This is a genomic window from Streptomyces sp. ISL-94, assembly GCF_018614075.1.
GTDB lineage: Bacteria > Actinomycetota > Actinomycetes > Streptomycetales > Streptomycetaceae > Streptomyces.
This window is the reverse complement of the sequence record NZ_JAGGOZ010000013.1, coordinates 58,356-73,745: the sequence shown is the minus strand read 5'-3', so window position 1 is coordinate 73,745 and position 15,390 is coordinate 58,356. Positions and strand designations below refer to the sequence as shown.

The window sequence follows — 15,390 nt, the reverse complement described above, 5'->3', positions numbered from 1 at the left end:
CGGCGCGCGGACGACGGCCGCCGTCCCTACAGTGCGAACCATGAGTGCCACCGTGGAGGAGAGACGCGGAACCCGGAACCGCTTCCTGAACCGGGTTCCCGACGGATTCGGCGCGTTCTTCGGAACGCTCGGCCTGCTGTGCGCTCTGCTGTCGCTCTCCCCGGCGCTGCGCAGGCTGCTGCGGCACGTGGTGCGCTTCCTGAACCTCATCGTCGTCCCGGTCAGCGCCAACCTCGCCTACGCGGTCTTCCTCTTCCTCCTCGCCGCCGCCCTCGGCACCCGCAAGAAGGTCGCCTGGTGGATCGTCGTCACCTATCTGGCCCTGCTGATCCTCGCCGACGTGCTGAGCATGGCCGAAGGCGACTACTGGATCGGCGTCCCCTCCATGGCCGTCGCCGTCGCCGCCCTGGCCCTGCTGATCGCCGCCCGCAGCGAGTTCTACGCCGCCTCCCGGCCCGGCGCCCTCTGGCGGGCCATGATCGTGCTCGGCACCGGCCTCCTCGCCGCCGTCCTCGTCGGCTGGGGGCTCGTCGCCCTCTTCCACGGCACCCTGCCCCGGGGGCAGTGGCTGGACTGGGCCGCCAAGCAGGTCTTCGGCGGCCTCTTCTCCGCCCGGGAGTTCGACGGCCGCCCGCCCCGCCCGCTGGACTTCCTGCTCGGCCTCTTCGGCGCCGTCGCCCTGCTGAACGCCGCCGCCACCCTCTTCCGCTCCCAGCGCCTGACCGCCGCCCTGCACGGCGACGAGGAGGCCCGCATCCGGGCCCTCCTCGGCGCCTACGGCCGCAGCGACTCCCTCGGCTACTTCGCCACCCGCCGCGACAAGGCCGTCGTCTTCGCCCCCAACGGCAAGGCCGCCGTCACCTACCGCGTCGAAGCCGGCGTCTGCCTCGCCAGCGGCGACCCGGTGGGAGACCCCGCCGCCTGGACCCCCGCCATCGACGCCTGGCTCGCCGTCGCCCGCCGCTACGGCTGGCAGCCCGCCGTCATGGGTGCCTCCGAGGACGGCGCCACCGCCTACGCCCGCTCCGGACTCGGCGCCCTACAGCTCGGCGACGAGGCGATCCTGCACGTGGCCCACTTCGACCTCGACGGCCGCGACATGCGCGTCACCCGGCAGGCCGTCAACCGGGTCAAGCGCACCGGCGCCACCACCGTCATCCGCCGCCACTCAGCCCTCTCCGAGGACGAGATGCAGATGATCGTGGACCGGGCCGACACCTGGCGCGACACCGAGACCGAGCGCGGCTTCTCCATGGCCCTGGACCGGCTCGGCGACCGGGCCGACGGGGACTGCCTGCTGGTGGAGGCCTTCGACGCCCAGGGCGAGCTGATCGCCCTGCTCTCCTTCGTCCCCTGGGGCAAGGACGGCATCTCCCTCGACCTGATGCGCCGCGACAGCACCGCCCCCAACGGGGTCATGGAGTTCATGGTCGCCCAGCTCTGCGCCGCCGCGCCGGCCCTGGGCGTACGCCGGATCTCCCTCAACTTCGCCGTCTTCCGCTCCGCCTTCGAGGAGGGCGGCCGGATCGGCGCCGGTCCCGTCCTCAAGCTGTGGCGCAAGCTGCTGCTGTTCTTCTCCCGCTGGTGGCAGCTGGAGGCGCTGTACCGCTCGAACGTCAAATACGGCCCCGAGTGGTACCCGCGGTTCCTCTGCTACCAGGACGCCGGCTCGCTCGCCCGGGTCAGCCTCGCCTCCGGCATCGCCGAGGGCTTCGTCTCCGTGCCCAGCCTGCGCACCCTGTGGGGCAACGGCCATCCCAAGGGCCTCACCGCCCCCGCCACCACCCAGGGGCTGCCCTCCATCGACTCCCTGAACCTGGACGCCGTAGGGGAGGAGGCCGAGGCGGCCTCCCGGGCCGAGCGGCTGCCCGAGCAGGTACGCGTCCGCCACGACAAGCTGGAGCGCATCCGGGCCGGCGGCACCGACCCGTACCCCGTCGGCATCCGGCAGCGCACCCACACCGTGGCCCAGCTGAAGGCCGCCCACCCCGCCCACCCGGCCGGCGCCCGCTCCGGCGAGGAAGCCACCCTCGCCGGGCGCGTCATGCTCGTACGCGATCTCGGCGGCGTCCTCTTCGCCGTCCTGCGCGACTGGTCCGGGGACATACAGCTGATGCTCACGCGCGACGAGACCGGCGCCGGCGCCCTGGACTCCTTCACCTCGCAGGTCGACTTCGGCGACCACGTCGTCGCGAGCGGCGAGGTCGGCGCCAGCAAGAGCGGCGAGCTGTCCCTGCTCGTGCGGTCCTGGCAGCTCACCGGCAAGTGCCTGCGTCCCCTGCCCGACAAGCGCAAGGGTCTCGCCGACCCCGAGGCCCGCGTCCGGCGCCGCTACCTCGACCTCGTCGCCAGTCCCGAGGCCCGGGACGTCGTACGGGCCCGCTCCAGCGCGGTGCAGGCCCTGCGCCAGGGGTTGCTCGACCGCGGGTACCTGGAGGTCGAGACTCCGATGCTGCAGCAGATCCACGGCGGCGCCAACGCCCGGCCGTTCCGCACCCACATCAACGCCTACGACCTCGACCTGTACCTGCGCATCGCACCCGAGCTGTACCTCAAGCGGCTGTGCGTCGGCGGCATGGAGAAGGTCTTCGAGATGGGCCGCACCTTCCGCAACGAGGGCGTCTCCTACAAGCACAACCCCGAATTCACGATGCTGGAGGCCTATCAGGCCTTCGCCGACTACGACGTGATGCTCGACCTCACCCGCGAGCTGATCCAGGGCGCGGCGAAGGCGGCCTTCGGCTCGCCCATCGCCCACAAGGCGGGAGCCGACGGGAAGCTCGTCGTCCACGACATCTCCGGACCGTGGCCGGTCAAGACGGTGTACGGGGCGATCAGCGAGGCCCTCGGCGAGGCGGTCGACGCGGACACCGAGGAGCACGTGCTGCGCGGGCTGTGCGACCGGGCGGCCGTCCCACACGCCGCCGAGGACACCCGCGGCGACGTGGTGCTGGAGATGTACGAGCGCCTGGTCGAGGAGCGGACCAAGCTGCCCACCTTCTACAAGGACTTCCCGACGGACGTCTCCCCGCTCACCCGGCAGCACCGCAAGGACCCGAGGCTCGCCGAGCGCTGGGACCTGGTCGCCTTCGGCACCGAACTGGGCACCGCCTACTCGGAGCTGACCGACCCGGTCGAGCAGCGGCGCCGGCTCACCGCGCAGTCCCTGCTCGCGGCGGGCGGCGACCCCGAGGCGATGGAGATCGACAACGACTTCCTGGACGCCCTGGAGTACGCGATGCCGCCCACCGGCGGCCTCGGCATCGGCGTGGACCGGCTCGTCATGTTCCTCACGGGCCTCACGATCCGCGAGACGCTCGCGTTCCCCCTGGTGCGACGCGGCTGAGCAGTCACGGGGGCGCTGGACCGAGCGGGTGAGGGGGAGGGGGTCCGTCCGCGCCTCTCGACATCTCCGGCGATGTCGTTGATACGTAGTAATAATGAAAAATGACGAGCCGACAGTAGGGCGACGCGTGCTCCTGCGTACCGCCGCCTTCCTCGGAGTCGCAGCCGCCGCCGGACTGATCAACGCGGGCGAAGAGGGCGGGGTGGCGGGCCGCCCCGGCGCGCCCGGTGCCCCCGCCGGCGCCCCCGGCCCGAACCCCGCGGCGGGACCGCCCGGCAGGATCCACGAATTGGCCGCCGAGAAGTCGTACCGGCTGCGGCCGATGACCGCCGAGGCCCCCGGCCGCCCGCGCGCCGCGACACCGGCCGTGCGCACCCGCCCCATCCTGGAACTCCCGGCCGACGCGACCGCGGCCGGCTCCATGGTCCTCACCTTCGACGACGGCCCCGACCCCCGCTACACCCCGGGGATCCTCGACACCCTCGCCCGGTACGGGGTCCGCGCCATGTTCTTCGTCTGCGGGGAGATGGCCACCGAGAACCGCGACCTGCTGCGCCGGATGGCCGCCGAGGGCCACGTCATCGGCAACCACACCTGGACCCATCCCCTCATCCCCACGCTCAGCCGGCCCGGCCTCGCCTCCGAGATCGGCCGCACGAGCGAGGTCGTCCAGCAGGTCGTGGGCGAGGCGCCGGTGTGGTTCCGGGCGCCGTACGGGGCCTGGAACCGGGCCGCCTTCGAGATCGGGGCGGAGCTGGGCATGGAGCCGCTCGCCTGGACCGTGGACACCCTGGACTGGAAGGAGCCGGGGACCACGACGATCGTCTCCCGGGTCCTGTCGGGCGCCGGGTCGGGCGTGATCGTACTGTCGCACGACGCGGGCGGAAACCGGTCGCAGAGCGTCCAGGCGATCTCCTCCTACCTGCCCCAACTGCTCGCGCGGGGCTACCGCATGACCCTCCCGGCGCTGCCGCCCCGCTGAGCGCGGCGGGCGCTGGGGCGGGGCGGGCACGCCGGGGGCGGGGCCGGGGCGGGGCCGGGGCGGGGCCGGGGGCCCCGGCTCAGCGGGCCTCCACCATCCGCGCGAAGACGACCACGTTGCCGTCGTAGCCCCGGCCCTTCGAGTAGCCGCCGCCGCACGTGATCACTCTGAGTTCCGGGTGCCCGGTGTCCCCGTACACCCGGGCTCCGGGGAAGGCGTCCTTGGAGAACACCTCCACCCCGTACACCTCGAACACCGCCGTGCGCCCGTCGTACCGCTCCACCTCGATGTGGTTGCCCGGCTTCACCGAGCCCAGGCCGTAGAAGACCGCCGGGCCCTGCGCGTTGTCCACGTGGCCCACGATCACCGCCGAGCCCCGCTGGCCCGGCGCGATGCCGTTGAGGTACCAGCCGGCCAGATTGCGGTCCTGCGGCGGCGGGGCGTCGATCCAGCCCTCCGCGTCCAGTCCGACCGTCATCACCGGAGCGTCCACGTTGATCGTGGGAATCCGGATGCGCTGCACCGACGAGTGCTCCAGCACCTCCATGTCCGCGGGCGGCGACGGAGGATTTGCCGGAAGCTGGTCGGCCGTGACCGCGACGGCCGAGGCCGCGGTGGGCTGGGGCGGCCCGTCGTCGATGTCCACACCGTTGCGCACCATCGCGAGGCCGGTGAGCATGACCAGGGCGATGACGCCCCACGGTGAGCGTTTGCGTGACTGCCCGGTCTCGTCCTCGCCCATCGTTCTCCCTTCCCGACGCGGGGGTCCCGACCCGCGTTCCTGTCCCACCCCTGTACGCCCTACTTCACGCACGCTAAGGCTGCATCGGCAGGACGGCGAGAGGGGAGCGGCGAACGGGTGGCGGGGCCCGGATGGGGCCGGAAGAGGTGCGCCCATCCAGGTAATCGTCACATAAACGCCTGACGGGTCGTGACCTGCGGATCCGTCAGCTGCGCCGCCCGCGCTTCGGCGTGTCGCTCAACCGGGCGGCCCAAAGGCGGAAATGCGGAGCTTGCGAGCCGCCCCGAGGGTTCGACGTGGGAGGCGTTCTCGTCGATCATCCGGGGCCGACGCTCCGGGGCGCTTTCCGCTGGAGGTTCCACCATGCGTGTTTTTCGCGCTCTCACCATGACGGCGGCAGCCTGCGCCGCGATCGGCCTCAGTGTCCCTTTCGCCTCCGCGAACACCCCGATGGGCGGTGGCGGCGGCCCCAGCAACATCTCGGTCAACCCGTACGCCGTGCACCAGGGTTCCACGATGCAGGTGAGCGCTTCGGGCTGCGTACACGGCGGTACCGTCACCTCGCCCGGCAACTTCCCGCCGGCCAACCTCTCCGCCGGGTCGATCGGCTTCGCGACCGTCCGGATCTTCAACCACGCCTCGCCCGGTCCCCACACGCTGTCGGTCAAGTGCAACGACAACAGCCTGGTCGCCACGCACCGCTTCACGATCCTCGCCGGCAACCCCTCACAGGGCGGCATCGGCGGCTCCTTCGGCCCGTCCACCGCCGAGACCGCCATCGGCGCGGGCCTCGTCGGCGCGGCCGCCCTCGGCGCGGGCGCCCACGTGGTGCGCCGCCGCCGCCGTCCGATCCGCGGCCGCGCCTGACCGGCCGACCTCCCCGGTCGGGCACGGAAAACCGCCGGTCGCCCTGAGTCCTGGCCAGGACTCAGGGCGACCGGCGGTTGGGAAGGCGAGGTGGTGGCCGGCGCGCTGGGCGGCCCGGTTCTGGGGGGAAGGGCGGCGGCTCAATGGCCGCGGCTGCTTCCGCGGCGTCGCAGCGTGTACACGGTGCCGGCCGCGGCGGCGAGGAAGAGGGCCGCGCCCGTGCCGAGTTCGACGGGGTTCATGCCCGCCACACTGCCGCCGAGGCCGCCGCGGACACCGAGGGTGGAGGCTGAGGTGGTGACGGCTCGCGGGGGTGTGATGGCCCCCTGCGTCGAGCTCGTGGTCGGCCGGGACGAGCCGCCGGCGATCGTCAGGTCGGCCGAGCCGGTCTCCCCGTTGCAGGTGAAGGACACGGAGTACACCGCTCCGATCCGGGCGTCCCGGTCCACCGTGACGCGTACGGTCCGGCCGCGGAAGATGCTCACGGTGTCGAAGACCCCGGAGGAGGCGGTGGCGTAGGCGGCGTTGCAGCCGCTGACGGACAGCAGCGTCTGGCCGCCTGGGGCGACCGTGGGCGGGGTGACGGCGAAGCCGAACGAGGTGACCTGCTTGGCCTCGGCCTCGGCCGCGGTCGCGGTGGTCGCGGCGGGCGTACCGAGGGTGCCGAGCGCGAAGACGGCGCCGGTGGCGACGCCGACGCTCAGCAGGGCTGTGGCGGAGGAACGTATCGCACCCATGGTTGGTTCTCCGGATCTCCGAGGAGCAGCCGCGGAACGGTTCCGCACGTGGGGGGTCGTGCGCCTCGATGTCCGCCACGCTAGGTGCGGGTGCGGCGACCCGCGATCAGGAACGGCCGAATGGGGCATGGCCGTAGGCCGAACCGGGGGCGGGAGGCCCGTCCCGGGTTTGGCCGGGCTGCCCGGTGCCGCCGGATCGCCGGGGTGCGCGGCTCCACGGCCCTGCCGGTCAGTCGTCCAGGCCCAGATGCGGGAACTGCGCGAAGAAGGGTTCGGCGGTGGCCGCGATACCGCGTCCGAAGGGCGCGTCGAAATCCCAGATGAGGAACAGCAGGAAGGCGATCAGCGCACTGAACAGCCCCGCCAGCAGCAACTCCCGGAACGACCGCCGGATCTGGAGGGTGAAGATCAGGCCCACCGTCACCAGGGCGCCGACGATCAGCCCGAACCACACGACTCCGGGCATGGTGGCCCCGGCGCTCTGGCCGCGCGCACTGCGGGCGTCGTCCACCACCGCGACCTGGTCGACCAGCGGCTGGTAGGCCTGCCCTTCGTGGTCGGTGTGCGGCTCGTAGTCGGTGACGTCGCGGCGGATACGTTCCAGCAGCTCCCCGCCGCGGTCCGTGAGACTGCCGCGGTCCGCCATCACCTTCCACTCCGTGTCCACCACGTACGTCACGTACGCGTCGACGTCGGCCCGGATCTTCCGGCGCACCTCGGCCGGGTAGACCTCGGAGCGGGTGCTGATCTCGTGCAGGGCCTGCGCCTCCTGGCGTACGTACTCCTGGGCGGCGCCGCGGCCCTCCCAGACGCCGGCGATCGCGAGGCCCAGCACGATCGCGTAGATCACGCCGATCATCATCGTCATGTACTCGATGACGTCCGGGGTTTCGTTCGGATCGTCGTCCTCGCCGATCCTGCGGTGGTTGAAGAAGGCGGTGGACAGCACCACGGCGCAGGCCGCGGCCATCGCGAGGGACAGGACGAGCCATTCCGACAAGATGACTCCCAATCGGTCACAGGTGGGGCGGACGTGCTAGCGGGGGCGCAGCGCGACGATCGCGAGCACCGCCGGAGCCGCGGTGAGCAGGGTGAAGGTCACCGGTGAGACGTGGTGCTCGACCGGCTTGCGGGTCGGGGCGTGGTACGCGGGACGGGCCACCGGTTTCGGCGGCGCCACCACGGGGGTGGGCGCGGGTGCCTGGACCACCGGGGGAGGCGTGGGCGCCGGCTTCGGCGGGGCCGGAGCGGGCGGGACCGGCTTCGGTACGGGTTTCGGTACGGGTTCGGGTACAGGTTTCGGCGCCGGCTTGGGTGGCGGTGGCGGTGGCGGGGTGGGCTTGGGCGGCGGGGTGGGTTTCGGCGGCGGGGGTGGCGTCGGCTTGGGCGGTGGCGTCGGCGTCGGCTTCGGTGGACACGGCGGGGGAGGCGGGGGCGGGCAGTGGTGCCCGCCGTGATGGCCGCCCCCGGGCCCTCCTCCGTGGCTGCCACCGGGGCCGCCACCGTGGTGGCCGCCGTGATGTCCGCCACCCGGACCGCCTCCGCGGCCCCCGCTGCCGGCCACCGCGACCGCTGCGGCGGCGGCCGCGCCGTCGCCGGAGCCGGTCGTGGCGTAGGCGCAGCTATCAGCCACGGCCGGGGTGGCGGACAGCGCCGCCCACAGCAGGACCGGGACCACCAGCAGGCGCCTGGCACAGGCTTTGTTCACCCGGGGATCATGGGCCCGGGTGCCCCCGGGCACGCTGGGGGTCGGCTCCGGTTCGCCTGAACGGATGGAGTGCCGACCATAGAGGTTTGAGCCAGTCGTGAGTCGATCGCCCGGCGGCTCCGATCACTCACCGGTCAATTCCCAAAAGGGATTTGTCGGTAACGATCAATCCCCCCGCCGGGCGGGGCTCACGCCTTTGGTGTGTGACGAAGAACGGATCGGCAATTTCCGCTTTTGCTCGCCCCGTTGGGCAATGATCAGTACATTCGGCTCGGACAGGAGTCCGACTCCGCACGGACCACCGTAGGAACAAGGCTTGGAGACCTCGATGGAGCGCCCCGCCTGGGCCCCGCCAGGCATCGACATATCGGTGCCGAGCGTGTCCCGCATCTACGATTACTACCTGGGCGGCTCCCACAATTTCGAGGTCGACCGCCAGACGGCCCGCCGCGCCATGGAATTCATGCCGGGCCTGCCCAAGATCATGCAGGCCAACCGGGCATTCATGCGCCGCGCCGTCCGGCACGCCGTCGCCGAGGGCATCACGCAGTTCCTCGACATCGGCTCCGGCATCCCCACCTTCGGCAATGTCCACGAGATCGCCCAGGCCGCAAGCCCCGAGGCACGCGTGGTCTACGTGGACCACGACCCGGTGGCCGTCGCGCACAGCCAGGCAGTCCTGGAGGGCAACGAGCGCACCGGCGTCGTCGCCGCCGACCTGCGCAAGCCGCAGGACATCCTGTCCGCCCCCGAGGTCGCCCGGCTGCTCGACCTCGACCGCCCGGTCGCCCTGCTGCTCGTCGCCGTCCTGCACTTCCTGGAGGACACGGACGAGCCGTACGCCGCCGTGGCCCAGCTGCGCGACGCGCTGGCCCCCGGAAGCCTGCTGATCCTCACGCACGCCTCCTTCGAGGGGGTCCCGCTCTCCGAGGAGGTCGCGGGCGGTGCCGTCGGCGTCTACCGGGACATCCGCAGCCCCCTCGTCATGCGCACCGGAGTGCAGGTCCGCGGCTTCTTCGACGGGTTCGAGATGCTGGAGCCCGGGCTCGTGTCCATGCCCAAGTGGCGCCCGGACAGCGCCGACGGCGCGGAGGACGGCGAGGCGCAGGAGGACCCGTACGCCTTCTCGGGCTTCGGCGGCGTGGGACGCAAGGCGTGAGACTCCCGGCACAGACGGCGGGCGCCCCGGACACCGCCCCGGCTTCCTGCGCCACGCCCGACCCGGAACCGGTGGCGGCCCCGGGCGCGCCATCGGCCCCCGATACGGTGGCGGCCCCACAGGGCGGGCTGGAGGACCGGATCGCCCGCTTCGCGACCATCTGGGGGCGGGCAATCTTCCCCGTCACGGCCACCTCGCTGACGCGGACCGAGTTCGAGCGGCACCTGGTGCCGCTCACCCGGACCCTCGTCGAGGCCCTGCACGCGCGGCCCTTCGACGCCGTCGCCGGCCAGCGGGTCGGCGCCGAGCTCGTCGCCGTGCACTGCACCGACCCCGAGGCCCTGGCCGGCACCCTCGGCGTGGTCGAGTCGTACCTGGTGCTCTACTGCGGTTCCGGCGCGCAGGGCACCGAGGAGTACCGGGCCCGCTGCGCCCGGCTCCAGCACGGGATCGCCGCGGGGTTCGCCCGCGCCCTGCGCGAGCGCACCCTCAAGGAGCAGGAGGCCATCGCCCGCTCCGCCCTCACCGCCCGCAGCAATGCCCAGCAGGCCCTGCACGCGAGCGAGGAGCGCTTTCGGGCGGTCTTCGAGGGGGCGGCCATCGGGATCGGCATCGCCGACCTCGAAGGCAACATCCTGGAGGTCAACGACGCGCTGCTGCAGATGTTCGGCGGCCTGGAGGGACACGTCCGGAGCCGCAAGGTCAGCGAGTGGGGACACCCCGACGACACCCCGCACGTCTGGCGGATGTACGGCGAACTCGTGCGCGGCGAGCGGGAGAGCTACCGCGTGGAGAAGCCGTACTACCGCCACGACGGGACCGTGCTGTGGACCAACCTGACGGTGTCGCTGCTCCGTGACGCCGAGGGCGTGCCGCAGTACCAGCTGGCCCTGATGGAGGACACCACCGAACGCCGGCTGCTGAACCTGCGCCTGCGCTACGAGGCCACCCATGACGCCCTGACCGGCCTGCCCAACCGGACGCTCTTCTTCGAACGGCTGGAGAAGGCCCTGAGCGGGGCGGGAGGCAGCCGCTTCGGCCTGTGCTACCTGGATCTCGACGGGTTCAAGACGGTCAACGACAGCCTCGGCCACTCGGCGGGGGACCGACTCCTGGTGGAGGTCGCCGACCGGCTGCAAAGCTGCGCGACCGGCCCCGGCGAGGTGGTCGCCCGGCTCGGCGGCGACGAGTTCGTCGCCCTGACCACCGGCTCCGACACCGAGCAGAAGGCGGCCGATCTCGCGGTCCGCATCCTGTCCGCCCTGTCCACGCCGATCCGGCTGGAGGGACGTGAGCTGACGGTGCGGGGCAGCATCGGCATCGTGGAGGGTCCGGCCCGCGAACGCACCCCGGCCGAGGTGCTGCGCAGCGCCGACATCACGATGTACCGGGCCAAGGCGGCCGGCGGCAACCGCTTCGAATTCGCCGACGCCGAGGCCGACGCTCGGGCCATCACCCGGCACGGGCTGACCAACGCCCTGCCGGCGGCACTGGAGCGCGGCGAGTTCTTCATCGAGTACCAGCCGCTGGTCCACATGCACGACGGCAGCGTGCACGGCGCCGAGGCGCTGGTGCGCTGGTCGCACCCGCAGTACGGGGTCCTCGGACCGGACCGCTTTATTCCGCTCGCGGAACGCACCGGGCTGATCGTGCCGCTCGGCCGCTGGGTCCTGGAGGAGGCCGTCCGCCAGGCCCGCAATTGGCAGCGCCAGCACGGTGGTTCCTCCCTGCGGATCAACGTCAACCTCTCGCCGACCCAGCTGCACCACCCCGGCCTGGTCGCCGACACGGTCGCCGTGCTGGAGAAGTCGGGCCTCGCCCCGGGCGCGCTGTGCCTGGAGGTCACCGAATCGGCGTTGATAGGCGCCGACGACGAACTCCTCGAACCGCTGCGCCGCCTCGCCGCCCTGGGTGTGGACATCGCGCTCGACGACTTCGGCACCGGCTACTCGAACCTCGCCAACCTGCGCCGCCTCCCCGTCAGCGTCCTGAAGCTGGACCGCTCCTTCACCCAGGGGATGCAGCAGAGCCCGGCCAACCCGGTCGACGTCAAGATCGTGGAGGGGATCGTCGCCCTGGCCCACAGCCTCGAACTCGCCGTCACCGTCGAGGGCGTGGAGACCGGCGCCCAGGCCGCCCAGCTGCGCGACCTCGGCTGCGACACCGCCCAGGGCTGGTACTACGCCCGCCCCGGCGCCCCTGACCGCATCCACACCCTCTCCCTCTCGGACGCGGTTCCCACCGCCTCCTGACGGGGAAGCCCGGCGCAGGCCGCTCGCCGCCGGCACGGCGGGCGGCCCGCCGCTCGGTCCGGGGACCGCCTCCGTCAAGGCCCGCCGCTCACTCCAGGCCCGCCTCCGTCCCGGTACCCGGCTCACGGACCGCTGCCAGAACCCGCTCCATCCGCCGGGAGGTGTCGGCCAGCAGCTCGGCGGCCACTGGCAGGCGCTCCGCCTCGTAACCGTCGAGTACGTCCTCCCCCGCGGACCCGGAGAGGGCGGCAGCCAGGGTCCGGCCGAGGGCTGCCGCGTCCCGGATTCCGGTGTTCATGCCCAGCCCGCCTGCGATGGGGTGGACGTGCGCCGCGTCCCCGGCGAGGAAGGCCCGGCCCTCGTGTATCCGGGCGGCCATACGGACGTTGAGCCGCCAGGCCGACAGCCACGTCGGCTCCGCCAGCCGGATCCCCGGCATCCGGGCGTGCCGGTCGAAGAGCCGCTGGAAGCCCTCCAGGGAGGGCGGCAGCGGCTCTCCCCGCTCGTCCAGTTCCCGCGAGGCCTGGAGCTGGAAGATCTCGGTTCCCGGTATCGGGCAGAGCAGGATCCCGCCGCCGTCCGAGGTGAACCACTGGTGCCAGTAGCCACGGCCCAGTCCGGGCGCCTTCACGTCCCCGAGGGTCATCACCTCCGTCTCCGCCGTGTGTCCTTCGAAGGGGATTCCGAGGACCTTGCGGACGGTGCTGTGGCCGCCGTCGCATCCGGCGGCGTAACGGGCGCGGACGGAACGGCCGTCCGCCAGCCGCGCGGTGACCCCGGTCTCGTCCTGGTCGATCCCGACGACCTGGAGCCCGTACTCGACGGCGACCCCGAGGCCGGCAAGCCGCTCGCGGAGGACCTCCTCGACCTGCCACTGGCCGATGACGAGGCCGTCGCCGGCGGGCGTGTCCTTGACGGGTGCGCCGTCGAAGTACTTGCGCAGCACCAGTCCCCGGGTGCCGGTGGCGGAGATCCGCTCGGCGGTGCCGAGCCGGGCGAAGACCTCCAAGCTGCCCCGGTCGAGTCCTTTGCCCCGGGACTCGCGGTGCGGGCCCGAGCGCCGCTCGAGGATCCGCACGGCGACGCCGCGCAGGGCGAGGTCGCAGGCCAGGGTCAGGCCCGTGGGGCCGGAGCCCACGATCAGTACGTCGGTCATCGGAAGTCCTCTCGTCGCGTTGTGACTCAAGGAAAGCGGCTCCGCCGAGAAAAAGCAACCCGGTTAAAAAAATAACTCGGTCACAAAATTGTGGTAGGGTGTGAGGCATGGACAACACGACGGGTCTGCGCGAGAACAAGAAGCTCCGTACGCGTCGCCTGCTGGCGGCCACGGCGCTGGAACTCTTCCTGGAGCGGGGCTTCGATGCCGTATCGGTGGCGGATGTCGCCGCCGCGGCCGAAGTCTCCAAACCCACCCTGTTCCGGTACTTCCCCAGCAAGGAGGATCTGGTGCTGGACCGCTTCGCCGACCATCAGGACGAAGCGGCGCGGATCGTGCGCGACCGGCCCGAGGGCCAGGGCCCCGTCGGTGCCCTGCACGCGCACTTCGTGGAGGCCCTCGGCCGGCGGGACCCGATCACCGGGCTCTGCAGCCACCCCGAGGTCCTCGCTTTCCAGCGGCTGCTCTACTCCACCGCGAGCCTGGAGTCCCGTATCGCCCTCTACAGCGCCCGCGAGGTCGAACTCCTCGCCGCGGCCCTCGAGTCGGAGTCCGCGCCGCCGCTCACCGCCCGGCTCGCGGCGCTGCACCTGGTGGCCGTGCGGCACGAGCTGGGCCGGGTGAACTGGCGCCGGCTCGAGGCCGGCCAGAGCGCCGACGAGGCCCACCCGGCGGCCGTCGCCGACGCCGACACGGCGTTCGGGATGCTCGCCGACGGGCTCGACCGGGTCCTGCCCATACGCACGGCCTGACCGCCGGGCGGGTCAGCCCACCAGCATCCGCTTCAGCTCGCGCGCCGCACGTGGGGGAGCGACGTCCGTACGGTGGGCCAGGGCGATCGTGCGGCGCAGCGGGGAGCCGGAGAGGCGGGTCGCCCGCAGCCCGGGGCCGGCCCGGTCCACCACCATCGCCGGGACCACCGCGACGCCCAGCCCCGCCCGTACGAAACCGAGGACGGCGTCCATCTCGCCGCCCTCCACCGTGAACACCGGCTCGAAGCCCTCCGCGCGGCAGGCCGCCACGGTCAGCTCCCGCAGGTCGTATCCGTGCCGGAACATCACCATCGGCTCGTCGCGCAGCCCGGAGATGGTCAGCTCCCCGCCCCCGCCCGGCGCCGGCCGCTCCGCCGAGGAGACCACCACGAGGTCCTCCGTCAGCAGCTCCACCGTGGTCAGCGCCGGAGCCGAGGGCGGCAGCGGCAGCGCGATCAGCGCCAGGTCCAGCGCCCCGCGCGCCAGCTCCCGCACGAGGTCGAGCGAGCCGCTCTCCTCGATCAGCAGCTCGATGCCCGGATGCGCGGCGTGGAAGGCGCGCAGCACGTCCGGCAGCAGGCCCGTGCAGACGCTCGGCGTGGCACCCAGCCGGACCCGCCCGCGGCGCAATTGCGCCAGCTCCTGCACCTCCAGTCGCGCCGTGTCCGCGTCCGCCAGGATCCGGCGGGCCAGCGGAAGCAGCGCCTCACCCGCGTCGGTCAGCGCGATGTTGCCCCGCGCCCGGCTGAAGAGCTCGGCCCCCAGTTCCCGCTCGAGCGCCTTGATCTGCTGGGAGAGCGAGGGCTGTGCCACATGGACCCGCTCCGCGGCCCGGGTGAAGTGCCGGGTCTCGGCGACGGCCACGAAGTACAGAAGCTGCTGGAACTGCATCCCCCCAGGATACGGCCTGATAGGCATCCCCTATCGAGATCAGCTCCATCATGTCTTGGACCTGTCGGGACTTTGGTCCTTACGGTCAATGGCATGGCTTTGGCAACGCGGACGGGTCGACGGCCGTCCACCACGCGCACGATCTGGGACTCCTCCCTCGGCAAGAAGACCGTGATGGCCGTCTCCGGCCTGATCATGCTCGGCTACCTGGTCGTGCACATGCTCGGCAACCTCAAGATCTTCTTCGGGGCGGACGAGTTCAACGGCTACGCCCACTGGCTGCGCACCCTCGGCTCGCCCTTCCTCCACCACGAGTGGGCCCTGTGGATCGTCCGCGTGGTGCTCCTCGCCGCGGTCGTCGCACACGCCGTGTCCGCGTACCAGCTCAGCCGCCGCGGCCGGCTCGCCCGCCCGGTGAAGTACGCCCACAAGCGCCGCCGCGCGAGCTACGCCACCCGCACCATGCGCTGGGGCGGCATCATCCTCGCCCTCTTCATCGTCTGGCACCTGCTGGACCTCACCACGCTCACCGTGAACGAGCGCGCCTGGGCGGGCCACCCGTACGAGAACGTCCTCGCCACCTTCTCCACCTGGTACGGGAACACCGTCTACATCGTGGCGATGGCCGCCCTCGGCCTGCACGTACGGCACGGCTTCTGGAGCGCGGCCCAGACCCTCGGCGCGGGCAACGCCCGGCGCGAGCGGACGCTGAAGTTCCTGGCCAACGCCCTGGCCCTCGTCCTCTTCGCGGGCTTCGTCTCCGTCCCCGTGGCCGTCATGACCGGAGTGGTGAACTGA

The 15,390-nt window shown here is 72.3% G+C and carries 13 protein-coding genes; 7 read left to right on the top strand and 6 right to left on the bottom strand.

The features are described from left to right. The first annotated feature begins 40 nt into the window (after positions 1-40). Together lysX and J7E94_RS04140 are read left to right on the top strand one after the other, a co-directional pair. Complete coding sequence (lysX, locus tag J7E94_RS04145) at positions 41-3,346, top strand: bifunctional lysylphosphatidylglycerol synthetase/lysine--tRNA ligase LysX (protein ID WP_215012373.1); 3,306 nt, start codon at positions 41-43, stop codon at positions 3,344-3,346. A gap of 94 nt (positions 3,347-3,440) precedes the next feature. After that, entirely contained in the window at positions 3,441-4,328 is an 888-nt protein-coding gene (locus J7E94_RS04140) for a polysaccharide deacetylase family protein (RefSeq protein ID WP_215012370.1), read from the top strand. Between the two features lie 79 nt (positions 4,329-4,407). Here J7E94_RS04140 and J7E94_RS04135 read toward each other — a convergent pair whose 3' ends face one another. Further along, entirely contained in the window at positions 4,408-5,070 is a 663-nt protein-coding gene (locus tag J7E94_RS04135) for a class F sortase (RefSeq protein WP_215012368.1), read from the bottom strand. A 363-nt stretch (positions 5,071-5,433) separates the two neighbouring features. Here J7E94_RS04135 and J7E94_RS04130 point away from each other — a divergent pair, with 363 nt between their 5' ends. Then, complete coding sequence (locus J7E94_RS04130; protein ID WP_215012367.1) at positions 5,434-5,937, top strand: hypothetical protein; 504 nt, start codon at positions 5,434-5,436, stop codon at positions 5,935-5,937. A 140-nt stretch (positions 5,938-6,077) separates the two neighbouring features. On the opposite strand, the gene J7E94_RS04125 is transcribed toward J7E94_RS04130, so the two are convergent. The 3 genes from J7E94_RS04125 to J7E94_RS04115 form a co-directional block, all read right to left on the bottom strand. Beyond that, on the bottom strand, positions 6,078-6,674 hold the full coding sequence (locus J7E94_RS04125) for a hypothetical protein (RefSeq protein WP_215012366.1): 597 nt from the start codon (positions 6,672-6,674) through the stop codon (positions 6,078-6,080). Between the two features lie 229 nt (positions 6,675-6,903). Then, the gene (locus tag J7E94_RS04120; protein ID WP_215012365.1) at positions 6,904-7,674 is read right to left on the bottom strand and encodes a DUF4239 domain-containing protein; all 771 of its coding nucleotides are present in this window, start codon (positions 7,672-7,674) and stop codon (positions 6,904-6,906) included. A gap of 36 nt (positions 7,675-7,710) precedes the next feature. After that, positions 7,711-7,884 carry a hypothetical protein gene (locus J7E94_RS04115; RefSeq protein ID WP_215012519.1) on the bottom strand — a complete coding sequence of 58 codons (174 nt, stop codon included), beginning with the start codon at positions 7,882-7,884 and terminating at the stop codon, positions 7,711-7,713. Between the two features lie 826 nt (positions 7,885-8,710). Here J7E94_RS04115 and J7E94_RS04110 point away from each other — a divergent pair. Both J7E94_RS04110 and J7E94_RS04105 read left to right on the top strand, forming a co-directional pair. Next, positions 8,711-9,541 carry an SAM-dependent methyltransferase gene (locus tag J7E94_RS04110; RefSeq protein WP_215012507.1) on the top strand — a complete coding sequence of 277 codons (831 nt, stop codon included), beginning with the start codon at positions 8,711-8,713 and terminating at the stop codon, positions 9,539-9,541. A gap of 107 nt (positions 9,542-9,648) precedes the next feature. Then, on the top strand, positions 9,649-11,793 hold the full coding sequence (locus J7E94_RS04105) for an EAL domain-containing protein (protein ID WP_215012505.1): 2,145 nt from the start codon (positions 9,649-9,651) through the stop codon (positions 11,791-11,793). Positions 11,794-11,881: 88 nt separating this feature from the next. Here J7E94_RS04105 and J7E94_RS04100 read toward each other — a convergent pair whose 3' ends face one another. Further along, a complete protein-coding gene (locus J7E94_RS04100; RefSeq protein WP_215012364.1) occupies positions 11,882-12,949 on the bottom strand; it encodes an FAD-dependent monooxygenase in 1,068 nt (355 codons plus the stop codon). A 107-nt stretch (positions 12,950-13,056) separates the two neighbouring features. Between J7E94_RS04100 and J7E94_RS04095 the strand changes: the two genes are divergently transcribed. Next, positions 13,057-13,701 (top strand): TetR/AcrR family transcriptional regulator, encoded by a 645-nt coding sequence (locus J7E94_RS04095; RefSeq protein WP_215012363.1) that lies wholly within the window; start codon positions 13,057-13,059, stop codon positions 13,699-13,701. A gap of 12 nt (positions 13,702-13,713) precedes the next feature. Here J7E94_RS04095 and J7E94_RS04090 read toward each other — a convergent pair whose 3' ends face one another. After that, positions 13,714-14,592: a LysR family transcriptional regulator gene (locus tag J7E94_RS04090; protein ID WP_215012361.1), complete on the bottom strand. Its 879-nt coding sequence runs from the start codon at positions 14,590-14,592 to the stop codon at positions 13,714-13,716. 93 nt (positions 14,593-14,685) lie between these two features. On the opposite strand from J7E94_RS04090, the gene J7E94_RS04085 reads away from it, so the two are divergent. Continuing rightward, positions 14,686-15,390: a succinate dehydrogenase cytochrome b subunit gene (locus J7E94_RS04085; protein ID WP_215012360.1), complete on the top strand. Its 705-nt coding sequence runs from the start codon at positions 14,686-14,688 to the stop codon at positions 15,388-15,390.